The organism is Paenibacillus nanchangensis (assembly GCF_046543445.1).
Classification (GTDB): Bacteria; Bacillota; Bacilli; order Paenibacillales; family Paenibacillaceae; genus Paenibacillus_AQ; species Paenibacillus_AQ nanchangensis.
The window spans coordinates 1-23,958 of record NZ_JBHOFD010000050.1; the positions used below are offsets into that span (position 1 = coordinate 1).

The 23,958-nt window shown below is 53.3% G+C and carries 19 protein-coding genes; 16 read left to right on the forward strand and 3 right to left on the reverse strand.

What is annotated here, in order from left to right; all coding sequences use genetic code 11:
* Window positions 1–648 (forward strand): hypothetical protein (locus tag ACE6ED_RS27040; RefSeq protein WP_410830559.1); only part of this gene is annotated, 648 nt, incomplete at its 5' end.
* Between the two features lie 95 nt (window positions 649–743).
* Window positions 744–1,772 carry a hypothetical protein gene (locus ACE6ED_RS27045; protein WP_410830560.1) on the forward strand — a complete coding sequence of 343 codons (1,029 nt, stop codon included), beginning with the start codon at window positions 744–746 and terminating at the stop codon, window positions 1,770–1,772.
* 158 nt (window positions 1,773–1,930) lie between these two features.
* Here ACE6ED_RS27045 and ACE6ED_RS27050 read toward each other — a convergent pair whose 3' ends face one another.
* On the reverse strand, window positions 1,931–2,602 hold the full coding sequence (locus ACE6ED_RS27050; RefSeq protein ID WP_410830561.1) for a tetratricopeptide repeat protein: 672 nt from the start codon (window positions 2,600–2,602) through the stop codon (window positions 1,931–1,933).
* A gap of 128 nt (window positions 2,603–2,730) precedes the next feature.
* On the opposite strand from ACE6ED_RS27050, the gene ACE6ED_RS27055 reads away from it, so the two are divergent.
* Window positions 2,731–4,362, forward strand: coding sequence for a stalk domain-containing protein (locus ACE6ED_RS27055; RefSeq protein ID WP_410830562.1), 1,632 nt, complete (start codon window positions 2,731–2,733; stop codon window positions 4,360–4,362).
* Window positions 4,363–4,911: 549 nt separating this feature from the next.
* On the opposite strand, the gene ACE6ED_RS27060 is transcribed toward ACE6ED_RS27055, so the two are convergent.
* Window positions 4,912–5,124, reverse strand: a complete 213-nt coding sequence (locus ACE6ED_RS27060; RefSeq protein ID WP_410830563.1) for a hypothetical protein — start codon at window positions 5,122–5,124, stop codon at window positions 4,912–4,914.
* A 302-nt stretch (window positions 5,125–5,426) separates the two neighbouring features.
* On the opposite strand from ACE6ED_RS27060, the gene ACE6ED_RS27065 reads away from it, so the two are divergent.
* Window positions 5,427–6,788 (forward strand): hypothetical protein, encoded by a 1,362-nt coding sequence (locus ACE6ED_RS27065; protein WP_410830564.1) that lies wholly within the window; start codon window positions 5,427–5,429, stop codon window positions 6,786–6,788.
* 15 nt (window positions 6,789–6,803) lie between these two features.
* Here ACE6ED_RS27065 and ACE6ED_RS27070 read toward each other — a convergent pair whose 3' ends face one another.
* Window positions 6,804–7,316 carry a hypothetical protein gene (locus ACE6ED_RS27070; protein ID WP_410830565.1) on the reverse strand — a complete coding sequence of 171 codons (513 nt, stop codon included), beginning with the start codon at window positions 7,314–7,316 and terminating at the stop codon, window positions 6,804–6,806.
* Between the two features lie 216 nt (window positions 7,317–7,532).
* On the opposite strand from ACE6ED_RS27070, the gene ACE6ED_RS27075 reads away from it, so the two are divergent.
* The 12 genes from ACE6ED_RS27075 to ACE6ED_RS27130 all read left to right on the forward strand — a co-directional run bounded on the left by ACE6ED_RS27075 (window position 7,533) and on the right by ACE6ED_RS27130 (window position 23,943).
* Entirely contained in the window at window positions 7,533–7,646 is a 114-nt protein-coding gene (locus ACE6ED_RS27075; RefSeq protein ID WP_410830566.1) for a putative holin-like toxin, read from the forward strand.
* 421 nt (window positions 7,647–8,067) lie between these two features.
* Window positions 8,068–9,450 carry an ABC transporter substrate-binding protein gene (locus ACE6ED_RS27080; RefSeq protein ID WP_410830567.1) on the forward strand — a complete coding sequence of 461 codons (1,383 nt, stop codon included), beginning with the start codon at window positions 8,068–8,070 and terminating at the stop codon, window positions 9,448–9,450.
* Between the two features lie 80 nt (window positions 9,451–9,530).
* The gene (locus ACE6ED_RS27085; RefSeq protein ID WP_410830568.1) at window positions 9,531–10,484 is read left to right on the forward strand and encodes a carbohydrate ABC transporter permease; all 954 of its coding nucleotides are present in this window, start codon (window positions 9,531–9,533) and stop codon (window positions 10,482–10,484) included.
* Window positions 10,481–11,365, forward strand: a complete 885-nt coding sequence (locus ACE6ED_RS27090) for a carbohydrate ABC transporter permease (protein WP_410830569.1) — start codon at window positions 10,481–10,483, stop codon at window positions 11,363–11,365. The genes ACE6ED_RS27085 and ACE6ED_RS27090 overlap by 4 nt, the downstream gene beginning before the upstream one ends.
* Before the next feature lie 101 nt (window positions 11,366–11,466).
* Window positions 11,467–13,206 (forward strand): sensor histidine kinase, encoded by a 1,740-nt coding sequence (locus ACE6ED_RS27095; RefSeq protein ID WP_410830570.1) that lies wholly within the window; start codon window positions 11,467–11,469, stop codon window positions 13,204–13,206.
* A 20-nt stretch (window positions 13,207–13,226) separates the two neighbouring features.
* Window positions 13,227–14,573 carry an ABC transporter substrate-binding protein gene (locus ACE6ED_RS27100; RefSeq protein ID WP_410830571.1) on the forward strand — a complete coding sequence of 449 codons (1,347 nt, stop codon included), beginning with the start codon at window positions 13,227–13,229 and terminating at the stop codon, window positions 14,571–14,573.
* A 15-nt stretch (window positions 14,574–14,588) separates the two neighbouring features.
* A complete protein-coding gene (locus tag ACE6ED_RS27105; protein WP_410830572.1) occupies window positions 14,589–16,190 on the forward strand; it encodes a response regulator in 1,602 nt (533 codons plus the stop codon).
* 1,283 nt (window positions 16,191–17,473) lie between these two features.
* Window positions 17,474–18,520, forward strand: a complete 1,047-nt coding sequence (gene desA / locus ACE6ED_RS27110; RefSeq protein ID WP_410830573.1) for a Delta(5) desaturase DesA — start codon at window positions 17,474–17,476, stop codon at window positions 18,518–18,520.
* A gap of 87 nt (window positions 18,521–18,607) precedes the next feature.
* Entirely contained in the window at window positions 18,608–19,744 is a 1,137-nt protein-coding gene (locus ACE6ED_RS27115; RefSeq protein ID WP_410830574.1) for a sensor histidine kinase, read from the forward strand.
* A complete protein-coding gene (locus tag ACE6ED_RS27120) occupies window positions 19,741–20,343 on the forward strand; it encodes a response regulator (RefSeq protein WP_410830575.1) in 603 nt (200 codons plus the stop codon). Before ACE6ED_RS27115 ends, ACE6ED_RS27120 begins: the two co-directional genes overlap by 4 nt.
* Before the next feature lie 194 nt (window positions 20,344–20,537).
* The gene (locus tag ACE6ED_RS27125) at window positions 20,538–21,977 is read left to right on the forward strand and encodes an SWIM zinc finger family protein (protein WP_410830576.1); all 1,440 of its coding nucleotides are present in this window, start codon (window positions 20,538–20,540) and stop codon (window positions 21,975–21,977) included.
* 133 nt (window positions 21,978–22,110) lie between these two features.
* Window positions 22,111–23,943 carry a HEAT repeat domain-containing protein gene (locus tag ACE6ED_RS27130; protein ID WP_410830577.1) on the forward strand — a complete coding sequence of 611 codons (1,833 nt, stop codon included), beginning with the start codon at window positions 22,111–22,113 and terminating at the stop codon, window positions 23,941–23,943.
* The last annotated feature ends 15 nt before the right edge of the window (window positions 23,944–23,958 follow it).

Consider the following 23,958-nt stretch of genomic DNA (forward strand, 5'->3'; position numbering starts at 1 on the left):
GATAATGAGCAAGAAATATTTCAAACCGCTGCTTTTTTCAAAAATAGCAAATATCAGTTTTCTACAAATACCTATTCCGACATTCTAGACGCATATAATTCTGCAGTTAACAACCAGGATATCCCTATTCATCTATGTACATTTAATCACGAAATTGTTCATGAATTTAATGTAGAATTAGTAACCAGATCTTTAGAGTGTTATTTAGCAGGGGAAGATTTTCATAATAATTTTTCAATGTACGCTATGTTTTCTTCAGAAAATAAAAGGAGAAAGGCATATTACGGAATTAATGTGTATAACGCCATTATAATCATGTTGACGGATTTAATTAATGGAACTAGAGAGCACTTCGATATACGAGCGTTGCAGGTTTTGTACGATCATAAGAATATTATGGTCAAAAGGCTTGAATTTTGCTTGTCGCATGGCTTCCTTAACGACTCAAACCTATTAAATCATTTTAGCAGACTTGCAAAAGAACTTGAGTATATTAGAAACATGTCATTAAAATACATGTTCACAAATGACGCGAAACTCATAGAAAAAATGGTATACCAACTAGATGAGATTAGAGAGCAGGAAGTTAGGGCAACTAACGAATTAATAATGGAGTTGAAGAAGGGAATGGGGGGACAGACAAGCTAAAACTATGAAGGCGTTATCTTTCACGCGTCTAGAAGTGAATTTCTTAGGTATTTCCGAAGCAAAATCCTAAGGTGTATGATAAAGGAGCATCAGTAATGGATAAAAAAACACTAGAAATATATGAGCCCTTAATTACGACTTACCCGCATCATGCAAATTTGTTTTCAATACTCGATATAAATAAGCGGTCTCTCAGTTGGATTTTTCACAATTACTTATTAGTTATTCTACATCATGATGAAAAAGGGGGATATGGATTAGACCTTTGTTCCCAATACTATCCATGGCATAAATTTAAATTATCGACATGTCCCATGTTGATTTCTAGAGTTTATAAAAAAGATATGATTTTAGGTAAGTGGCACTTTCATGATTTTTTAGTGGATTTAATTAAAAATGAAAATTATATCTATTTTATTAGAGAACTTCCTGATGGAGGGTCACATGAAGTTTTTATCTCGGGTTTTGACTTGTCCAAGAAAGAATTTTTATGTCATGATTTTTGGAAGGGCATCTATGGGGAAAAATGGGTTTCATTTGATGAAATAACACTCAAAGAGGATTCGGAGTTTCGGGATGAGTGGTCCACAGATTATTTAAATGGAATATGGGCAATTGAGAAAACGAACCAGTATTTAGAACCAAACGAATTTTACTATGAAACAGTACTGAACTTTTCCCAAGCAGATTTTTTAGATGTCCTTAAAGAATATATTGGGGTGAATAACAGCGTTCGAACTATCCTAAGAAAAGATAATAGATATCTTGGGTTGGAGATTTATGATATCATGGCGGAAATGCTAGAAAAACAGAAGAATACTATGGTGGGACAGCCATTTGCCATCCATCCATTCCATTTGTTGTTTGAACATAAAAGGTTATTATCATTGGCCACAAGCACCTTTACTACCAGCCCTTTGATAAAAAAAGAAGTGGACTTGTTGATCAATGAGGCTTTGAAACTTAGAAATTTAGTTCTTTACTGTAACCTCTTTATAGAGGAAAAAGGGATCTATAAAAATTACGATGTTATTATTGAAAACATTATGAAGATCAAGAACATTGAACTAACGTTGATTAGTTCTATAATTGAAGATATTAGTGCCTTCAAAAACGCAGATTAATACCTTGGAAAATGGGATACAACAATCGTTGCCAACTTATATACCCCCAATTACACAGTTCGGAGTCACTTCTGAAGGGTTCAAAAAGAACTGATAAGTCCTGTCAGCTAGTGCTGACAGGATTTTTGTGTTTATTTTTTTCATAATATTTGTATGCTTTAGCGAAAACGGGCAAAAAAACTGCGTACGGCCCATTTCCGCTCTTTGCGTTTTAAATATTTGGGGAGCGATTTGTAAACGGCCAGCGATTCGCCGAATGCGCGCTTGGCTTCTTCGCGCCGGTTCAGCAGCCGGTAAATGGAGCCGAGACGGTAATAAGATTCGCTGGAGGAAGACTGGATGTCCTGGAATTTGCCGATATAATCCAGCGCCTTGGCGCTGTCCGCTTTGCGGTAAGCCTCCGCCAAACGAAGGTAGGGGCTTCCGTACAGCACCCGGTTATTTAGCGTAAGTCCGGTGCGCATATGGCCTTCGCCCTCCTGGAGTTGTCCCAGCTTCAGGCAGCATTCCCCAAGCGTTACCCAGTATTCAGCGGATTGTTCGTAGCGGCTGCCGATGTCTGTCAGCAGATCCTTAGCCTCCGCGTAGCGCTTGCGTTCTGCCAGCAGTCTGGCCAGTTCGAACTTAGCCGAAATATCGTTTGGGTTCAGCGAAATGTCTGTACGCAGCCTGGAAATGCGCCGCAGCCTGCGGAAAGGCTGGGTCACACTGGGAAACAGACCAACAAACCGCCGGTCCAAAATATACAGGATCACAAATAAAATGACAATCGCGGCCAGCGGGTTGCCGACCAGCTGCCACAGCAGCACAAACCCAATAAACTTTCCCATTCCAATCCCTCCGCAATCGTTTCATCCACTTAGAAAACAGGTTTATTATACCATATTGTTCCACAACCTTTTGGCAGGGAAATGCGTCTAACAAGAAGACAAAAAAGGGATAGGAAAGGGGATAAGCTATGTATAAACCAATTCGGCAGGGCCAGCGGTACGCCGCACTGATTATAGCCGTGATTCTTGCGGTGTGCCCGATTGGAGGAAAAACGGAGGCCGCGGAAGCGGGCGCGCGTAAACTGGACGGAATCCGGGAAATCTACGCGGCCAGCGGATTTTGGGGCGGCAGCTCCTTTGCTGTCGGCAAAGACGGTTCCGTATGGGTATGGGGGAGCAACATAGCGGGCCAGTTCGGAAGCGGCCAATCGGGAGCCTACGGCTGGACCAATGCGCCGCATCAGATTCCCGGGCTGGCCGGTGTGCAGAAGCTCGCCATCGGCAGCAGCGGCTTCTATTTTGCGCTTTTGAAAGATGGCAGCGTGATGGCTTGGGGGGGGCCGGACAGCGCCAAACCGACAACGCTTCCGGAACTGAAGAACATCGCCGACATTACGTCCGGACTGGCGCTTGGAAAGGACGGCACGGTGTACCGGCTGGAAGCGGCGCAGGAGGATAAGACGGCAGACGGCAAAACAACTGACGAAAAAACAGCTGACGGAAAAACAACTGATGGCAAAACAACTGACGGCAAAACAGCAAACGGCAAGACCCCCCGGCTTCCGGTAATCACAAAACAAACTGGAATTGACGGCGTGTCGCGCATCATGACCGGCACGATGGTCCATGCCGCCTTACGTAAGGATGGGACATTGTGGTTATGGAGCACCGGCTTGGCAGGTGATGCAGGTTCCTTGTATTCCCGGCAGCCGGCCCGCGTAGATGGATTAACTGACGTTACCTCTGTATCCGTAGGGGTCGAAAGTGTAATCGCGGTGACGAACAAAGGAACCGTCTGGGCTTCGGTGGGCGATTGGACGGGCACAAAACCGATTGTCATGAAGCCGATGAGCCGCCTGTCGTCGATCATGTCGGCGGAAACCGGAAACGGAATTAACCTGGTGAAAAACACGAAAGGAGAATACTGGTTCTGGGATGACGGTACGGAACTGCGCTCGCTGCAAAAATTCACCGCAGTGCCCGGCATCGATCGTCTTACACTGAAATTTGACGGTTTGACCGCTATCGGGAAAGACGGCAGCGTCCGGATCATAAAAAACCGGTATTTGGGTGATAAGCTTGAATTGACCACTCCGGTTAGGATCAAGGGAGTAGAGTTCCCGGTTTCTTTTGCCGAGGGAGAGAACAGCAACTACGCGGTGCTGAAGGACGGTACAGCTATGGCATGGGGAACCAATATCTTTGGCCAATTGGGTACGGGAAATATAAACCGTTCTTCGGCAGTGCCAGAGCCGCTGCTAAAGCCCGTCGGTTTGAAGGTTAACGGCCAACCCGTGCTGATGGAGCAGCCGGCGATGTACAACGGCGGAAGAGTGTATTTGCCGCTTCGTTCGGCTGCCGAGGCGCTCGGCTACACGGTTAAATGGAATTACGGGAAGACCGAGCTTACCGGTCACGGTAAAAAGTATATTATCGGCGGTCAAGGAATCCTGCGAGATGACGGAAAGGTTATTTTGATGGACGGCGCACCCGTGCAGATCAGTGACAAGCTGCTTGTGCCTGGAGGTTCTTTGGCTAAGGCGCTTGGTCTTCGAGCGGTGTGGAATGCGGCGGCGTACGAGCTGACGCTTCAGCCATAACCCGTTTTTTTATCTTCCTGAGGCAAACCGCCGGGCTGCGCGTATATCGCGGCCCGGCGGTTTTTTCTTTGTATGAAGTGTGTGCAGGAAAATAAGGCCGCACTGTTTGCGAAAAAAAATTTGCCAAAACCTTAAAAAAATTTCGAAATACCTGTTTAACCCTGGAAATCATGGGGTAATAGAACAATAACTTGCGCATGTGTGAATGCAAATGCGAAATATCTTTGGAACATTTACGAAAGGAGCTGGAGTATCGTGAACTTGAGCGTACATAATATTATGGCTTTCAATCATCAGTACTTTAGACCGCAGCCTGTCGTTGATCCCAAGAGAGATAGCGGCGCAGAAAAAACGCAGAGCTTTCAGGACATTTTGAACGAAAAAATGGGCGCGCATTCCGGCTATAAGAAATAAGCGTGCCGCCGGCAGGTTTGAACAAACCAATGCTACATAAGCAACATTAAAAAGTACCCGCCCTTCGGCCTGACTCTCCGCGTGGAGCAGCAGACCCTAAGCCGGGTACTTTTTCATGATGACGGCGCCTTAAAGTTAAGGGCGCACCTCAAAAAACTGGCAGGAGGTACGGGAATAATACGTCAGCTCGCTTACCCCGGACTGCAGGACAACATCGGTGTCTGTAAACCGGATGACCGAGGCGCCGGAGTTGACGAGATGATCATCCTCGAAGACGCGGACCGGATAACCGCGCTCCAGCGCTTCCTGAAAGTCGGCGTCGGTGAATAATGGGCGATTAATGGGCATACCTGGACTCCTTTGCCATAAAATCAGTGGACGCTCCCCAGTATACCGGACGCGGGCCGGTTTGCAAAGGCGGTTGCCATTGGCATGAAACACAAGTGACACCGGATGCTGTATTTGTTATGCTGGTCAATAAACTGCATGAGCGCGCGGAGATTCCGCTGATAGACTGGACGATTGAATGACAGCTCCGCTTCTCCTGTCCGACATAAATTCAGTTTATATAACAGCAGATTTTTCCGGCTGGACAATTGATTTGCCGGAAAAGCCTGTCTGGGGACATCACAAGGACGGGAGTATATTGGATGAGAAAAACGTTAGAAGCGTCGTGGGCGTGGATATACACGGCGCTGTTTGGGATGTACATTGTAGAGTCGCTGACCGGTTCGGAAATCGTACGGCTCGCGGAAGGCGCGCTTTGCCTGCTAGCGCTGGCTGTGTCGCTGCCTGGGGCAAGGCTAATGTTCCGTGTGATCAGTCTTGCCTTTTTTGCCGCGGGCACAGTTTGTATATTATGGAGCGGAGCAGGCGTAACCGATTTTCTTACGGCAATGACTTCAAATGGAGTGTTGTTTGCGCTGCTGTTTGTGCTGCCGTCCATTAACCGGACGATCCGGGTGGGAGGATATGCGCGCAATTTGAGCCGCTGGTTGAGCGGCCGGTCGGACAACCTTGGACTTTTGTTTGTGCGGTCAACGGTTGTCAGCTATATTATGAGTCTGTTTCTGTTTTTGGCCGCGGTGCCGCTGGCGCACAGCGTACTGGATAAACAGCTGAAAGGACAGCCGCCGGAGGTGCGCAGCCGGTTTATGGCGATGACGATTCTGCGGGGATACGGTACGGTTGCCGTATGGAGCCCCGTCGAACCGCTGGTGGCGATGGCGGCGGTCATCACGGGCGCTTCCTATCTGTCCCTCCTGCCTTTTGTGCTGCTGGTATCGGCCCTATTGCTGCTGTTCACCGCCATGACAGGCAGGCTGCGCTTCCGTGGGGTCGCGTTTGTCGGCGTTCATGAAGAGACTGCGGCAGGCCAGGTATCCGGCAGGTCCTTCGCCGGATTGTTTGCCGGCTTAGCTCTGCTGATTTTGGCTGCCTCCGGTTGCCAGCTGCTGCTGGGCGTATCTTTTTTTGAGGCACTAACCTTTGTGATGGTCCCGTTTGCCTGCGCATGGGCCGCTGTACGGGGGAGGCTACGGCGGTTCCTGTTGGCCGCGCGGGCCCAGTGGCCGAGGGATATAGCCGGCCTGCCTAATCTGCTTGTCCTGTTTATGTCCTTCGGACTGTTTAACGGAGCGGTGAAAGATACGCCAATTCCCGAACTTCTGGCCGGTCCGGTGTCCGCCCTTGCCGGGCAGCCGCTGCTGCTGTATGTGATTATGGCCGCAGCCGGTCTGCTGCTGCCGGTAGCCGGTGTGCATCCGCTTGTTATCATGGGACTGTTTGGAGTGATTTTGCAGCCGGTGTTGTCCGATCTGCCGCCCGTTAGTGTGGCCGTTGTGATGATTGTTACCAGTCTGGCCTCCTCATCAATGGGTACCTTTAACACGACGGTGGCGCTGCTGAGCGGTCTGCTGCAGCTGAATCCGTACCGGATCACATGGTGGAATTTTGGTTACGGCGTGGTGTTCGCGGCGGCCGGTGTGGCGGCTGGGCTGCTGCTGTTGTGAGTTTTTTGGGAACACCTATGGCTTAATACCCAGCAAGGTTTTGCTTTTAAGAACAACTTTTTCCTCATAAATTCCACTTTTGAACTTGCTGTAACGCGGAGCCAGTTCAGACCGTAACGGGCTGTCGTGCCGGGCAGTAAGGTTGGATTCTACATGCCAAAGCGTAAACCAAGGGAGCGCCTCGTTCTCAATAAACAGCACAATCTGTTCGGCGCATCGGAGCACGGTGTCCTCGTCTTTGTGGTAGGAAAAATGATAATGGACAGGATATTCGTTTTTAAAACCGCTGGCTTGGATGCCATTTAATGCAACAACGTCCATATCATCGATTAGAAACCGGATGCCGGTGTGAACTCTGAAGGAAGGGCCGGTTCGGAACTTATGCAGATGGATGAACTCGATCCGGTCCTCGCACAACCGGGTATAAAAGGCTGGCTTGGTTTTGGCGAAACCATAGGAGCGCAGGCGTTCGGCCACCTGCTTTCTAACAAGTTCGCCGTTTTTTTTCTCCAGGGACTGATCCTTCATTGGATTGCATTCACCCTCCTAAATATTATCTAAACATAGAGTGAGCCATTAAGCACCTGCATGGGTGCAAGCACCTGCATGGGTGCAAGCACCTGCATGGGTGCCTACTCTGCTGCCGAAAAAAGATTCTGCCTTATATAGGCATGGTCTGTTATAATTATCCAGTACAACGGCATAAGGGCGGTCGGCTAATCTCCCGTAAGGGAGGTGATGCCTGTGGAGGTAAAGGATGCTTTGACACTCATGATTAGCTTTGGCGCGCTGTTAATTGCGCTGCTGACGTTGATTGTGGCTCTTGTCGTGGCTCTGAACCAAAACAAAAAGAAATAGACCGCCCTCGCTAGGGAAACGGTCTATTTCTAGGCCCAACCTAAAAGCCAACCGCTCTTATAGCGGGTTGTACAACGGGAGCCGTGTATCCAGCACGGCTCCTACTCTATGTTTAGACTACCATACTCCAAATTATTCATCAATCATGCAGATAGTGAAAAGTAAAAAAAGTAAAGTCCCCTGGTCCGGATTGACACACCTTCAGATAGAACTATCGACACACCTTCGAATCCAGATTGAAAAAACGGTTAGTTATTTCAATGGGTTCATGAGGGTGTGTTTTTTTACGGAACCAGGGACCTGTAACAGATATAAATCAGAAGGATTTCCACCATAAATCGGAAATTTGTCTCCTCAAAAAAGCAAAGCGCCTCCTGTACACTTAGTCCTGTAAGCGAAATCACTGAGAGGGGTACAGAGAATGCGTACACGCAAATGGGGCACAATGCTGCTCACGGCCGTCATGATGCTCGGTCTGCTGGCAGGCTGCGGAGGCGGCAATAACGGCGGAAACGGGAAAGCGGCTGGCGGTAACGAACCTGCGGCTTCCAACGCTTCGTCCGGAGGGGACGCAGGCAGCAAAAATGCCGGAGGCGGAGACAAAGCCGTCTCGGACGAAAAAATCGAGTTGTCCGTCTGGACGCTTGGCATCGTCGACTATGAAGATCTGGCTAAGGAGTACACCAAAGAACATCCGAACATCACTTTTAAATTCCAGAATACGGGCGACCAGACGGCCCATCACAACAACCTGACCACCGCGCTGTCGGCAGGCTCGGGCGCACCGGATATTTTCCAGCTGGAGATCGGCTTCATGGAGCGTTTCATTAACGCCCAGGATAAATTCCACAACCTGAACGATTACGGCGCCGGCGACATAAAAGGCGAATATCTGGATTGGAAATGGCAGCAGGCCTCTTCGGTCGACGGCAAGTTCCAAATCGGAATTCCGACGGATATCGGCCCGACGGTTGTCTACTACCGGACAGACTTAGCTGAGAAGGCAGGACTGCCGACCGATCCGGAAGGCTTTGGCAAAGCGATCGATACTTGGGACAAATTCGCGGCTGTAGCAAAACAGTTCAAAGAGAAAACCGGTAAACCGTTTGCGGACGTCACCGATCTGTTGTTCAACGCTCTGCGCGACCAGTCGGACGGACAAATTTACTTCAATAAAGAAGATGGCTCCTTCATCGGAGACACCAACCCGCAGATCAAAAAAGCGTATGACTTTACCGTAAAAGGCATCCAGGAAGGCTGGATCAGCAATGTTACGCTCTGGTCGCCCGAATGGGGCCAAGGCATGACGGAAGGCGGCTTCGGCGTAGTCCTCGGGCCGGCCTGGATGGCGGGCAATATCAAGAGCAACGCTCCCGATTCCTCCGGCAAATGGGCGATTACCCAGCTTCCGGAAGGTGCGGGCAACTGGGGCGGTTCGTTCCTGACGCTGCCGAAAGAAGGCAAACATCCGAAAGAAGCGTATGATTTCATTACCTGGGCGCTTAACAAAGAGCACCAGATCGGTTCCTTCAAATCGGTTGGCCTGATGCCTTCGATCCCGGCCACCTATGAGGATCCGGCGTTCAAAGACTTCACGGACGAATTCTTCAGCGGCCAAAAAACGGCGCAGGAATACGGCAAAGCGGCTAACCGCGTTAAACCGGTATACTACGGCCCGCTGCACGACCAGACGGACACGTTCTTCAAAAACGCGCTGCGCAACATCCTTGAGAAAAAAGCAGATCCGAAAGCAGAGTGGGATGAAGCCGTGAAGCAGGCGAAAACGCTGGCCGAACGGAGCTAGAGTCGGTCTCAAGCCATCCAAATACCGGGGACTCCTTCGGGAGTCCTCCGGTTTGATGTATCTTCACCAGGAGGTGTGACATGACTCAGCCGATAACGATGAGTCCCGGCGTTCCCAAGAAACGCCGATTTTTAACCGAAGAAAGACGCAGCCGGATTACGGCGTACACGTTTATCTCGCCGTTTTTCATCCTGTTTTCAATCTTCGGGTTGTATCCGATCTTTTTTACGATTTACCTGTCCTTTTTCAAATGGGACGCGCTTGGTCCGATGAAATACGTCGGCCTGAAAAATTACGAACTGGTGACCAGCGATCCAACCTTCTGGATCTCTTTCTCCAATACAATCATCATGGGATTGATGGGCACCGTGCCGCAAATTCTGCTGGCGCTGCTTCTGGCGGTGCTGCTGCATTCCGGCATGACCCGCTTCAAAAAAGCCTTCCGCATTTTGTATTTCATGCCGAATATCACCTCAATTGTTGCTGTCACACTGGTGTTCAGTACCCTGTTCGGCAACAACGGCATGATTAACTGGGCCCTGAACGGGCTTGGGCTCGACAGCATGGCGTTCAATTCCGGCTGGTGGGGCGTCAAAATCGCCATTTCCACGATGGTCATGTGGCGCTGGACCGGTTATAACGCAATTATTTTCCTGTCGGGTCTCCAGAGCATTCCGATGGACCTGTATGAAGCCGCGCGCATTGACGGCGCAAGCCGCTCCCAGCAGTTCCGGTTCATTACGCTGCCGCTGCTTCGTCCGTTTATCGTTTTTGTTACGCTGATTTCGACCATCGGCGCACTTCAGCTCTTTACCGAGCCGTATGTGTTCCTTGGCCAATCCGGCACGGGTTCGACCCGTCAGGAAGGCGTAACGATGGTAACCTACCTGTACAGCGAAGCGTTCCGCAACAGCTTTTTCGGCACGGCGGCCGCAACGGCGGTGCTGCTGTTCCTGATTACCATTGTATTTTCCGTTCTGCAGATGCTGGTCTCTAACCGCATGGGCGGAAGCGAGGGAGGGAAAAAAGCGTGAGTACCCTATCCGCACCCAAGTCGAAGCTCCGCGCCAAAAACCGCAAGCCGGACGATTTGGGACTGGTTGGAAAAATATTATTTTACGTACTGCTTGGTCTCGGGGCGCTCGTGTCGGTATTCCCGTTTTATTGGATGTTTGTCGTGGCGACCAACGACCGGGGCGCGGTCTTCCATGTGCCGCCGCTGCTGACGCTGGGCGACCAGTTTTTCGATAACTTCAGCAGGGTGCTGGAAAAGTCCGACTTTTTCCGGGCCCTAGGTAACTCCTTGTTTGTATCATCCATGGTCACGGTGTCGGTCGTGTTTTTCTGTACATTGGCCGGTTATGCATTCGCTAAATACGAGTTTCCGCTCAAAAATCTGCTGTTTTATTTCGTTATCGGTACGCTGTTTGTGCCGCAGCAGCTAGGCGTACTGCCGACTTATGTCATCATGGCGAAGCTGCACTGGATCGATACGTATAAAGCGCTGATCGTCCCCGCGATGGTTAATGCGTTCGGGATCTTTTGGATGCGGCAGTATATCTCTACCGCCGTGCATACCGAACTGATTGAAGCCGGACGGATCGACGGCGGCGGCCATTTCCGCATCTTCTGGAATATCGCCATTCCGGTTATTACCCCCGCGATGGCTACGCTTGGTATTTTGAATTTTATGACCGTATGGAACGACTTTTTCTGGCCGCTTGTCGTGCTGAAGAACCGGGAGAACTATACGATCCAAATCGCGCTGCAGCAGCTGTTCACCACCCGCGACGGCCTGGACTACGGCATGATCATGTCGGCAACCTTTACCGCAACGCTGCCGCTTCTGATCGTCTTCCTGCTGTTCAGCCGCTGGTTCATTGCGGGTCTGACCTCGGGAGCAATTAAAAGTTAACGGTAAAAAGTTAACACCCGGCGGCAGGCCTGCCAAGGAATTCGCCGAAACGATGGAGAATAGTAGAGAACAAAGAGCAGCGGAAGGAAGGGACTGCAAGCATGAAGCTCCGCCGTAAAATTTTGTTCGCTATTATTCTTCTCGTGTTTATTCCGGTTATCGTCCTCGGTACGGTAACCTATTTGAATTTCTCCAGTGCAATGGAGAAAAAATCCAGCAGCTTTTACTGGATCTCCCTGCTCGAAACGGACCGTAAACTGAAGTTCGCGCTGAACGAAATTACGGCGATCACCAATACGGCGATTACCCAAGAGGCGCTGCAGCTGTCCCTTAAGCGGGAAGGCGCCTCTTTGAGCTACGACCGGAAGCAGGAAATCGGCAGTCAGGTGATGAATCATCCGATGATCACCGCCTTCAGCCTCTACAGCAAAAACCGGCTGGTTTACCATTCCAATGCATCGATGCCGTTTGAGGAGCTGAAAGCTCAAAGCTGGTTCGGAGCCATGCAGGCGGCGGAAGGACGGCCGGTCTGGTCAGGCCCCGGCGAAAACGGTTCGGCGCATGAAAGTCAGCCTTACCTGGTGCAGGCCAGAGTCATTAAGGACTATTATTCGCTGGAAGACATCGGTTATCTGGTCGTCTACGTGAAGCCTGACCTGCTGGATCAAATATTCTGGGAGGCGGCTACACTAAAAAAAGGGGATATTTTGCTCGTGAACCGGCGCGGCAATGTCGTCTTCAACAAATCGGGCCAGTCGATCGGCGAGCGGGCTGACTTCCCTTTTTTGGCGGCGGATTATGATGGCGGACAGAACTATTATGTGGACGAATATCAGGGAGAGCGTTCGCTGATTACGTTCCTGCCGTCGCATAATGCGGACTGGTATTTGGCTGCCATCACGCCGATGAATCTGATCACTGCCGAATCGGACTCGATCCGCAACGTTGCTCTGGTGCTTGGCATGGTTTCCTTACTGTCCGCGTTTTTGTTCGACCGGTATTTTGTCCGCCGGCTGGTCCGGAGCATCAGCAGTGCGGTCAACGGAATGAAGCGGGTGAAGCAAGGCGTGTTTATGCCGATCCACGTCGGCGTGCGTGCAGGGGACGAAAGCGATTCGCTGATTGACGGCTTTAACCGGATGAGCGATCAGATCCAGCAGCTGCTGAACCAGGTCCAGACGGAGCAGGCGCGCAAAAAAGAAGCGGAGATGAAAGCGCTTATGGCGCAAATCAATCCGCATTTTATCTACAATTCCCTCGAGTCGATCAACTCGATGGCCGTTTTGGCCGGCAACAAGGACATCAGCCGGATGGTCGTTTCGCTCGGCAAGCTGCTGCGGATCAGCATCAGCCACAATCAGGAGCTGATACCGCTGTATATGGAGCTGGATCATGTCCGGCATTATCTGGACATCCAGAAATTCCGGTTTGAAGACCAGTTTACGTATTCGATCCGGGTGCCGGAGGAGCTGCGGACCTTTAAGACCCAAAAGCTGATCGTTCAGCCCATTGTGGAAAATGCGCTCTATCACGCCATCGAACCGATGGAGGAATGCGGCAGAATTGAAATTGAGGCGATGGAATCGCGGGGAGATATCGTCATCCTGATCCGAGATAACGGACCGGGCTTTGACGAAGAGACGCTCCGGAATCTCGGCAGCGGGGAAGCGGAAGCGCGCAAAAAATACAGCGACAGCGGTGTCGGCCTGATGAATGTGCACGAGCGGCTGGTGCTGCGGTTTGGCCCCCCTTACGGCGTCATGGTGTGTTCCGCGCCGGGTTACGGCTCAAGCATCATGGTCCGGGTTCCCAAAATCGGACGCGACAGTGAACACACATAACGAACAAAGGGGGGACGGCCATGAAATGGCTGCTGCGATGGGGATGGATCGTAATTTATGCCGTCTTGATGACCGGTGCGGTGTTGTTCATCACGGCGCTGGACCGGGAGACAGCGGAGCCGGAGGTCCCGGACAAAATTACGCTGACCTTCCGGCACTTTTGGGTGAAGGAGCATGACCGGCCCATGCTGGCGATTTTTGAAGATGTCGTACGCGAGTTTCAAAACACTCACCCGAATGTCAAAGTCAATTTCGAAGGGATAGACCAGACCATCCACCGCGAGCGGAAGCTGAAAAGCGAAATGGTGACGGGAACGCCGCCCGACCTGTTTGTCCTGTTTGGCGGAGCGGAAATCGAGCCGTATGTCCGTTCGGACCGGCTGATGGATTTGACTGAGTTTGCGGGAGCAAACGGGCTGACCGGGCAGTTTAAAGACTTGCATTTATGGACTTTCAACGGGCAGATTTACGGACTGCCGATTGAAGGCAATGCGGAGCCGCTTTATTTCAACAAAGCAATCTTCAACAAGCTGGGCATTAAGGTGCCCGAAACGGTAGAGGAGCTGCAGACGGCGATGCTCCAGCTGAAAAGCGGCGGGTATATTCCGGTGGCGCTGGGCAACGAAGACCGCTGGCCCGCGGCCATTATGGCGCATTATCTGATGGACCGCTACGCTGGTCCGCACCTGATCGAGTCCCTGATTAAAGGGGAACCGGGAGCGTCGTTTGCAGACCCCGCGTACCGGCTGGCGTTTGCCAAGCTTGCAGGCTGGAGTGAAGCCGGCATGTTCAGCCCGGATGCGAACAACCTGTCCACCGAAAGTGCGGTGCGCCAGTTTACGGGCGGCCGTGCGGCCATGTACCTGAACGGCAACTGGGACATCAATTTGTTCCATGACGGCAGCCAGTCCTCCGAATTCGAACGGCAGGTCGGGGTGATCCCGTTTCCGGTGCTGAATCCGGGAGATGAAACCTCCATCGCAGGCGGTTATACGATTGGCGTCGGTTTGTCGTCCAGTTTGAGCGGTCCGCGTAAAACCGCTGCCTTGGAGCTGCTGCAGGCGCTGTATACAACCGAGGTGCAGACACGGATCGTCTACGAAGGTCTGCGCATTCCCTCCATGCGGATTTCGTTTGATCCGGCCCGGACGGGTCCGGTTTTTGCCCAGGTGCTGCGGATGATGGAGGAGGGCCGGGAAAGCTTTGTCCCTTATGACAACCTGCTGTCCCCTGAAGTGAAAAAATCGTTCCTGGATGTGATATCCCGGGTGCTGAATGCGGAGCTGGACGCCGCCGACGCGCTGGATCAGATCCAGGCTGCGTCCACACAATACTGGGAGCTGACCGGCAGCTCCGGATCGCAATAAAAGCGGGAGGTTCTGATGATGAACGGAAACGAAGAACGGTACCGGGTGATCCTTGTCGACGACGAGCCGATTATATTGCGCAGCCTGAAAGCCGCCATCCCATGGGAGGAGCTCCAGCTGGACATTGTCGGCGAGGCGCGTAACGGCGAAGCGGCGCTGCGCGAGATCGAAGAAAAAGAACCGCACATCGTCATCAGCGATATTCGGATGCCTGTCATCGACGGTATCGCGCTGATGAAGGAGGTGCTTGCGGCGAACCCGAAGCTGGCGTTTATTTTTATCAGCGGTTACGGGGAATTCGAATATGCGCGGGAAGCCCTGCGGCAGGGGGCGTTTGATTATCTGCTGAAGCCGATCGACCATGACGAGCTGACCGACATGCTGAAGCGCGCACGTAAACGGCTGGACCGCCAAAAAGAAAATGAACAGCTGCTGCACTCCGTGCAAGCGCTGTCGCTGCTGGCACGGGAGCGGATGTTCGCGGAAGTGCTCGAAGGCCATCCAAGGCCGCTGCAGCAGCTGCGCTGGCTGGAGCACAGCGAGCTGGAGCAGCCGTATTTTATGGCCGTTGTGCGGCTGGACGATTACCGGGCGCTCAGCGGTTCCTGGTCGGCGGCGGAAAAACGGCTGTGGCTGTTTGCGGTGCGGAACATTTTGGAGGAGTGGTCGATGGAAAATGGAGCACTGACGGTGTTCCCTTTTCAAAGCGGCGAATGGATCCTGCTGTTCCCTTCGAACGCCGAGATGCGCAGACAGACGCTGGGGGAGGATATCGTCTATCGGCTGCAGAAATACGCGAAGCTCTCCTGTTCTGTCGGCATCAGCCGGGTAACCAAAGGGATCGACCGGCTCAGCACCGTGTATTCCCTGGCCGACAAAGCGCTGTACCGCAAGTTTTATACAGGAGGAGCGGGCGTATTCCTGGAGGAAGAGCAGCCGGCAAGCCGTCCGGGTGAAATTAAATATCCGAAGGCGCTTGAGGACGCGCTGCTTGAAAGCGTACGCACAAGAAATGTGGACCGCATCGACTCCCTGTTAAGCGAATTGGCTGTTCACATCGAATCCAGCGCCCTGGAAAAAGAAAGCGCGGAACGGCTGCTGACCGAGCTGGCCATCGTGCTGCACAGGCAGTTCGAGCAGCTTAAAACCCAAGACGAGTGGAGTCTGGACGGCCTGCTGGCCCGTCTTCACGAAGTCGGCACGCTCAGCGGAATGCTGGAGGCCTTCCGGCACGAAGTCCGCGTGTGGATGGATGCGTCCGGCCGCACGCTTGCACGGGAGGACGGGCGGAGCATCGTGGAGAAGGTGCAGCGCTACATCGAACATAACTACCACAAGGATCTCGGCATCGAGGAAGCCGCGGAGCTGGCCGATCTGAGCGTGAGCCATTTTTGCACATTGTTCAAGCAGATCAGCGGCTATACGTTTCTTGAATATGTCACCCAGTGCAGAATGGAGAAAGCGAAATATATTTTGCGCAACAGCAATGTGAAGGTGTATCAAATCGCGCCTATGGTCGGCTATCAGGACCCCCGTTATTTCACCCAGGTGTTCAAAAAAGCTACAGGCCAAACCCCCTCAGAGTTCCGGGAGGAGCACCTGCGCCAGGCGACGTAAACGCCCGGGGCGACTTGCGCTATGAGGAGATTGAATCGGCATTCCCTTAAGGGGCGTGCCGATTTTTTTGTGCCGCCGCTTCGGGACTGTTGATGGAGGGGGGGGGAACCTTGCCTCGATGCGATGCTGTATATGTTGACGGGGTTCAGCCTGTTATCGCCATAGTGCGTTAGAGCTGGGCCTTTTCTGCAGCGGGCGTCTACCCCCGCCGAAGGTACGGGAAATGCCTCAGATGTGTTCATCCACCGCGAACAGCGGGGCTATGGGCTATGCTAGGGAACATAAGGAGCGGAGCGAGGGCAAACTATCGCGAGGCGCTGCTGCCCTAGCTTCGCAGAGTAGCTGAACACAGACGTCAGGAGACAGGAGGCGGAGCCGATCTGGAAGCGCAGAGTAGCTGAACACAGCACGTCAGGAGACAGAAGGCGGAGCCGATCTGGAGGCGCAGGGTAGCTGAGCACAACATGCCAGGAAACAGGAGCGGCGGAGCTCTGCCTGTTGACGCACTATGCCTGCTGCCGTAATACCTGTGGGCGGCGGCGGGCTTTCCCTGTGTACAAGATAGAGTGGTGTTGAGTTAAGCGAGTGCGGAGCACAAGCATATATTCGACCACCGCAGCAGAGAGCGCGGAGTTTGCGGACATGAGGAGCGGAGCGAGGGCGAACTATCGTGAGGCGCTGCTGCCCTAGCTTCGCAGAGTAGCTGAACACAGCACGTCAGGAGACAGAAGGCGGAGCCGATCTGGAGGCGCAGGGTAGCTGAGCACAACATGCCAGGAAACAGGAGGCGGAGCCGATCCGGAGGCAGTTTGGAACTGTAGGAGCGGAAGCGTCCGCCTTTGTTTTCGGATTGCTTCATCTAAATGATTTATCCAATCAGGAAATCCGAAAACAACAGCGGCCGGAAGTCCAAACTCGCCGCAGGAGCGGCGGAGCTTTTCCTGTTGACACTCTATGCCTGTTGGAATCCTATGCCTGTTGACACTCTATGCCTGTTGACGCACTATGCCTGCCGACACCCTGTGCCTATTGGTGGCAGCTGATTAGCGGAGCTGCGGGCTTGGCGGCTACCGTCCCCCCGATGAACTGGGGAGTGGGACCGCATAGGTTGAATCGCGTCCTGCACCCCAACCATGATAAATGTCATACCCCACCCTTGATGTTTGTGACTACTGGGAACAGGATGCGGGCACTTATAATAAAGAAAGCGGAATAGCCTTGCAAGCCGCAAATGAACGATCAATAACCATTTGAACATACCAACCCATCAAGGAGGGCCTCTTATGCCGAAACCTCATGCCGCCGAGCTAAGCCAACTGAAAAAAAGCGTCTCTCCCTATGAAACGACCGACCGCCGAACAAGTCTGCTCCAGCTGATCAATACCATCGGACCGCTGCTCCTCGTATGGGCGGGCGCTTATTTTGCGCTAAACGTTTCCTTTTGGCTGATGCTGCCGGCAGCCGTTATTGCCGGGGGATTTGTGGTGCGCACCTTCATTATTTTTCATGACTGCTGTCACGGTTCGTTTTTCAAAAGCAAACGCGCAAACGACATTCTCGGCACAATCACCGGCGCCCTGACGCTTTGCCCGTACCGGCAGTGGAAATACAGCCACTCGGTGCATCACGCGGGCAGCGGCAATCTCGACAAAAGAGGGATCGGCGACATCTGGATTCTGACCGTTGGCGAATATGCGTCGGCTCCGCTCTGGAAGCGGATATCGTACCGCATTTACCGCAATCCGCTAGTGATGTTTGGACTCGGACCGATAGTCGTTTTTTTGGTGCAGTACCGGTTCAACCGCCGGGGAGCCAAACGCAAGGAAAAACTGAATACGTACATGACAAACGCCCTGATTGCGGTCCTGTACGGATTGCTGATCTGGCTGATTGGCTGGCAGTCTTTTGTGCTGATCCAAGGCACCGTGATGTTTATTGCCGGGCTGATGGGCATCTGGCTGTTTTATGTCCAGCATCAATTTGAGGATACGTACTTCGAGCATGACCCGGAATGGAGTTATGTGCTTGCTGCGACGGAAGGAAGCTCTTATTACAAGCTGCCCCGCGTTCTCCAGTGGATTACGGGGAATATCGGATTCCACCATGTGCATCATCTTGCGCCAAGAGTGCCGAACTATCATCTGGAAAAAGCCCATCACGCCGCGCCCCCGCTCCAAAAAGCGCCGACGATCACGCTGCGCACCAGCCTCAAAGCGCTGCGCTTCCGGCTGTGGGATGAAGACGCCAAAGCGTTTGTCAGCTTCCGCGAAGCCCGGGAGCCCAAACAGAAACCTGCTAAACTTGCGGATGCAGGCAGCCCCTCCACTTAAGTTTGGGGCTGCTTGTGTGGTACAATGCGGGTAACAATAAACCGGCATGCCGGTACGCAGCAGAGCAGGAGGAGTGAAGGAACGCCCATGCAGAAATGGCATCATATTTTTCACAAAAGCACAGGGCTGAGTCCGTACGTCTGGGTAGTCTTCTACATTCTGCCGTTTTATTTCTTTTCGTCTTCGCAGACAGGGATGATCGTGCTGGGGATCGCACTCATCCTTGCGTTTTTTATTTGTTACGTCTTATCATTCCAGTCCAAAGGCTGGAGCGTGTATCTGTGGACCGGACTGCAAATCGCGATCTCGATTACGATGGCGCTGCTGTTCGGTTATGTGTATTTTTCGCTGTTTCTCGCGTTTTTCATCGGCAATATCCAGAACAAAATCGGCTTTATCACCTTGTATACCGTCCATCTGATAACAACAATTGCCACGGTTAACTACGGCATGCTGTCCGAAAATCGGCTGTTTCTCGGCCAACTTCCATTTGTGCTTGTCTGCTTGATCGCAGTTGTTCTGCTGCCGGTCACCACCTATAACCGGAACCGGCACGGCAAGCTTACGGGGGAGCTGGAGCACGCCAACAAACGGATTGAAGAATTCGTGAAGCTGGAGGAACGCCAGCGGATCGCCCGGGATCTGCACGATACGCTGGGGCAGAAGCTGTCCTTGATCGGGCTGAAAAGCGACCTGGCCGGCAAGCTGATCGCGGCGGACCCCGAACGGGCCCGGGCGGAGGTCGCCGATATCCGGCAGACCGCGCGGACGGCGCTGAAGGAAGTCCGGGAGATGGTAATGCAGATGCGCGGGGCCAAAGTGGAGGAGGAACTGGTCCGGGTGTCCCAGCTGCTGCAGGCGGCGGAAATCCAGCTGCATCTGGAGGGCAACACTTCCACAGCCGGTCTCTCGCCCATAACCGAAACCGTACTGGCGATGTGCCTGAAGGAAGCGGTGACCAATGTCGTCAAGCACAGCGGCGCTTCCGACTGCTGGATCAAGATTGAGCCGCAGAAAACAGGGTACGCGGTGCAGATCCGGGATAACGGCCGCACCTTGAAGGAGCCGCCGACCGAAGCCGGAGGCCACGGGCTGCGCGGCATGCGGGAGCGGCTGGAATTCGTCAACGGAAGGATGACCTTGACAGCGGCAGACGGCATCCGGATCGACATTCAGGTGCCTTACGGGCAGCCTGAACGGGAAAAGGAGGTGTCGGTAACATGATTTCAATCGTGATTGCGGAGGACCAGCGGATGCTGCTGGGCGCGCTGGCTTCACTGCTGGACCTTGAAGAGGATATGAAGGTGGTCGGCCGGGCGGAGAACGGGGAAGAGGCGGTTGCGCTTGTCCGCAAGCTGCGTCCGGATGTATGCATTATGGATATCGAGATGCCGGCGATGACCGGGCTTGAAGCCGCGGAAGCGCTGAAGGGTTTTGGCTGCAAGGTGATCATCTTGACGACCTTTGCCAGGGCCGGGTACTTTCAGCGTGCGCTGAAGGCGGGCGTGGACGCTTATATGCTGAAAGACAGTCCAAGCGAAGAGCTGGCTTTGTCCATCCGCAGCGTGGTGGCGGGAAGGCGCATTTATGCGCCGGAGCTGATGGACGAAGCGTACGGGGGAGAGCCGAACCCGCTGACCGAGCGGGAGCGGGAGGTCCTGGGCCTGATCGCCGACGGCAAAAATACGAAAGAAATCGCCAGCCAGCTGTTTATCACGACAGGCACGGTCCGGAACTACATTTCCGTCATTCTGGACAAGCTTGGAGTCGGCAACCGGATTGAGGCGGTTACGCGTTTTAAAGACAAGGGCTGGTTTAAATAATGGAATTTGTGAGACATAAGGCCCTGTTCATGGGTCCCAAACGTAAAAGGTGAAGGCTGTTTCCACTCCCGGAAACGGCTTTTTTCGTGTTCATGAAGCGTTTTTGCGGCCGGATGTTGGGCCTTTTTCGAAGGGGGGGCACGGTTTACAATGGTAATATAGCCAAAGATCGCAAGCAGGGAGGAACTGAAGAAGTGATTGAAATTACTGCATCATATGTCGATACCCTTGCACCCAACAGCGCGGCGATCAAGAATGCGCAGGGTCTTGTCAAAAAGAAAAAGTTTGTAAAGCTGAACCGCTCCGAAGACGGAAGCCTGCTGTTTGGCGAATGCGCGGGCAGCGGAAGCTCGAATTATCACTGTTCTGCTGATTTTGTCCAGCCTGATAAACCGGTGTTCCGGTGTTCGTGCCCCAGCCGGCAGTTTCCGTGCAAGCATTCGCTGGGCATTTTGTATGCTTATACCGACGGGCTGACTTTTGAGACGGCCGAGGTGCCCGAGGATCTGGCCGCCAAACGTGAGAAGGCGGAGAAACGGGAAGAGAAAAAAGCCCAGACCGCAGCGGCCGGACCGGCTGAAGCAAAGCCAAAGAAAGTGAATAAGTCGGCACTGAAGAAAAAAATCAATACCCAGCTCGAAGGGCTGGATTTGGCCGAGAAGCTGGTCGTTTCCCTGCTCCGCGGCGGGCTTGGTACGATTGACGCCAAGTCGCTGAAGACGCTGAATGAGCAGGTGAAGCAGCTGGGCGGATATTATCTGCCTGGTGCGCAAAACGAGCTGCGCCGGTTGGCGCTGCTGCTTGGGGACAGCGGGGACCGGGAGCTGCTCTATACGCTGGCTATAGAGCAGCTCTCTCGTATCCATGCGCTTATCAAAAAAGGCCGGGCACGGCTTACAGCCAAGCTCGACGATCCGGAGCTTGCACCGGATACGGAATCAACAACCGAGGAATGGCTGGGCCACGCCTGGCAGCTGTCCGAGCTGAAGGACGCCGGGCTTGTCCGGCAGAATGCGGCGCTGCTCCAGCTTAGCTTCCACAGCTATGACGATGAGGCGCGTAAGGAGTTTGTCGATGTTGGACTCTGGGTGGACCTGGGCACAGGAGAAATCCATAAGACGATCCAATATCGTCCTTACAAAGCCGCAAAGCTGATGCGTGAAGAAGACAGCTGCAATGATGTGGCCGTAGTTCCCGAACTGGTCATTTATCCCGGAGACCTCAACCGCCGGGTGCGGTTTGAATCGATGACGCTGCGCGCTCCAGAAGCGGCTGACTGGGAAAAAGTAAGCCAGAGTGCCCGCCGTTCTTATACGGATGCGGTCAAGACGGTGCGCAACCAGCTGAAAAATCCGCTGGCCGATCCGCTGCCGGTGCTGCTCCTGCATGTCCGCCGGTTCCTGATCACGACTGAAAATGAAATCGCAATTGAAGACCAATCCGGCCAGCGGCTGGCGTTGGGCCAGACCTCAGTGGTGCAACGGGATACCGTGCCGCTGCTGCAGCTGCTGGATGAAGAGCTGCGGGAGGACGCATGCCTGCTGGCGGCGTTTGAGCATCAACCGGGCAGCGGACGGCTTGTTGCCCAGCCGCTTGCCGTCGTCAAAGGCAGCCGCCGGATTCGCCTGCTCTAAAACGGGTAGAGGCGGCAATCCGTCCCAATCATCAGGCTGCCGATTTGATGCAGAAGGGCACTTGATGCAGAAGCGCACAAAAGCGCCAGAGGCGCTTATAGAAAGACAGAACCAGCCGACAGGAGGAAGATCTATGAGCACACCATTGCTGCAGGAACTCCAGCAGGAGGTTCGCAGATTATATATCGCGGGGAGCGAGCTGTCCGCCGGGGATTTCCGGCTGAAGCGGCTGCTGCCCCGGTTTGAACAGTTGGGCGAAAAAGCCCCCGTATTCGGCAAGCTGGCCGAAGGAATTACGAAGGTGATCGCGGAGAAAAAGCCGGAAGAAGGCGGCGCGGAAGCGCTGCAGGACCTCCAGCTGCTGCTGGGCTCGGTGCTCCGCACCCAGGGACAGACGGCGCCGGCCGGGGAAGAGCGGGAATGGCCAGGCTCTCCGGCCGGGCTTCAGACCAATCAGTCGTACCGGCGGGTGACCGAAGTCCAGACGGCGTTGTCCACCACAGGCAGCGGCCGCTACGAAGTTGTAATCGAAGCTTTCCCGGCAGGTGTATTCGCCGATTTGCGGCTGCTTCCTTATGTGATAAAAGCGTTAGGCGATCCCTATGTTGAAATTGCCGAGTATGTGGCGGAGAAAATTTTGCCTTCGTACGGGCCGCAGATCCTGCCTTTTCTGATTGGAAGCTTTGACCGGAATGGCGGCAAGTCCGAATACCGCAAGCTGCAGGTGATCGGCCGGCTTGGAGGCGAGTCGGTGCTTGATTTCGTTTATGGTGCGGCTGAAAACGGCTCGGATGAAATCCGCGCGCTTGCGATCGAACTGCTGGCCGGCAGAGAGACTTACCTGGAATCGCTGCTGGCATGGTCCCGGGATAAAAAGAAAACGGTCCGCGAAGCGGCTTACCTGTCGCTCGCTCAAGGCGGCAGCCCGCAGGCGGAAGATCGCCTGGCCGAGGCATTCGCCGGCAAAGACAAGGATTTGGTTGCCGATGCGCTCCATCGTTACCCTACGCCGAAGCTGGCCGGCTGGCTTGCCCCGCAGCTGGAAGAGCTGGTAAGGCAGGGGCTCGAAATTGAGGACAAGAAACAGGCGAAAACATTAAACTCGAAGCTCGAGAGTGTGCTGACCGCGCTGGGCAGCGTACGTGGACCTCAGCTTGATGCGTTGGCCCGTTTCATAGCGGAGCATGCTGCCGTTTACACCTCGCTTGGCTGGCTGGAGGTGACGGATTACTGCGCGGGTTATGTTGAAGCCTCCGGCTCGGAGGAAGGAATGGAGCTGCTCTCCAAACTGGAGGAAGAGAACGCGCGGTATTTATCCAATACCTTCCGTCTGGCTCATCAGGTGCTGCCGCCGGAAGAATTGTATGAGCGCTACGTGGGCTCCACAACAAGCAAACTGAAAGGCGTCATTTCCAAGAAAGCGGTACAACGCGAGAAGGAGCTGCTCCAAACGGTCGAGCGCATGGTGTCCGAGCATGCGTATGTTCCTTTTGACGCGGTGTGGCGCAGTGAATACCGGAACGATTCCTATTACCGGAATGTACTGGCTTCAACAGAGCGGATTCAAGAGAAATGGGATCCGCGCTGGCTGGACTGGTTCATTTCCCGCGACATGCTGAAGCTGGTGTGCGTGTTTGCAAGACCGGGCCACGAAGCCGCGGTGAATTATCTCCGCGAGAAGCTGAAAAAAAATCCGGAATTCCGGAATAAGTCCGGTGCTCTGCTCCTGGAAGGCCTGGAACGCGCGGAAGCGCCAAAGGAAGAACGGCATGAGCTGCTTGTAGCAGCCATCGAAGACAAACGCAACGCTACCTCTTACCAGTTTGAGCCGTTTGTGTTCGAAAAGCTGTGCGAGCTCCCCGATGGATATGCGGACAGACTGCAGGCAGCTTTGTCCTTATACCGCTACGAGTGTGTCAAGCAGCTGGAATATGTAATCGACAAGATGCGCGGCCGGCGCGATTAGCCAATAACGTAAGCT

Coding starts and splice junctions, on each gene's coding strand:
- ACE6ED_RS27100 (WP_410830571.1), top strand. CDS start 13,227: ATGAAATGGCTGCTGCGATGGGGATGGATCGTAATTTATGCCGTCTTG.
- ACE6ED_RS27120 (WP_410830575.1), top strand. CDS start 19,741: ATGATTTCAATCGTGATTGCGGAGGACCAGCGGATGCTGCTGGGCGCG.
- ACE6ED_RS27060 (WP_410830563.1), bottom strand. CDS start 5,124: ATGCCCATTAATCGCCCATTATTCACCGACGCCGACTTTCAGGAAGCG.
- ACE6ED_RS27055 (WP_410830562.1), top strand. CDS start 2,731: ATGTATAAACCAATTCGGCAGGGCCAGCGGTACGCCGCACTGATTATA.
- ACE6ED_RS27045 (WP_410830560.1), top strand. CDS start 744: ATGGATAAAAAAACACTAGAAATATATGAGCCCTTAATTACGACTTAC.
- ACE6ED_RS27070 (WP_410830565.1), bottom strand. CDS start 7,316: ATGAAGGATCAGTCCCTGGAGAAAAAAAACGGCGAACTTGTTAGAAAG.
- ACE6ED_RS27115 (WP_410830574.1), top strand. CDS start 18,608: ATGCAGAAATGGCATCATATTTTTCACAAAAGCACAGGGCTGAGTCCG.
- ACE6ED_RS27050 (WP_410830561.1), bottom strand. CDS start 2,602: ATGGGAAAGTTTATTGGGTTTGTGCTGCTGTGGCAGCTGGTCGGCAAC.
- ACE6ED_RS27080 (WP_410830567.1), top strand. CDS start 8,068: ATGCGTACACGCAAATGGGGCACAATGCTGCTCACGGCCGTCATGATG.
- desA (WP_410830573.1), top strand. CDS start 17,474: ATGCCGAAACCTCATGCCGCCGAGCTAAGCCAACTGAAAAAAAGCGTC.
- ACE6ED_RS27105 (WP_410830572.1), top strand. CDS start 14,589: ATGATGAACGGAAACGAAGAACGGTACCGGGTGATCCTTGTCGACGAC.
- ACE6ED_RS27085 (WP_410830568.1), top strand. CDS start 9,531: ATGACTCAGCCGATAACGATGAGTCCCGGCGTTCCCAAGAAACGCCGA.
- ACE6ED_RS27130 (WP_410830577.1), top strand. CDS start 22,111: ATGAGCACACCATTGCTGCAGGAACTCCAGCAGGAGGTTCGCAGATTA.
- ACE6ED_RS27095 (WP_410830570.1), top strand. CDS start 11,467: ATGAAGCTCCGCCGTAAAATTTTGTTCGCTATTATTCTTCTCGTGTTT.
- ACE6ED_RS27065 (WP_410830564.1), top strand. CDS start 5,427: ATGAGAAAAACGTTAGAAGCGTCGTGGGCGTGGATATACACGGCGCTG.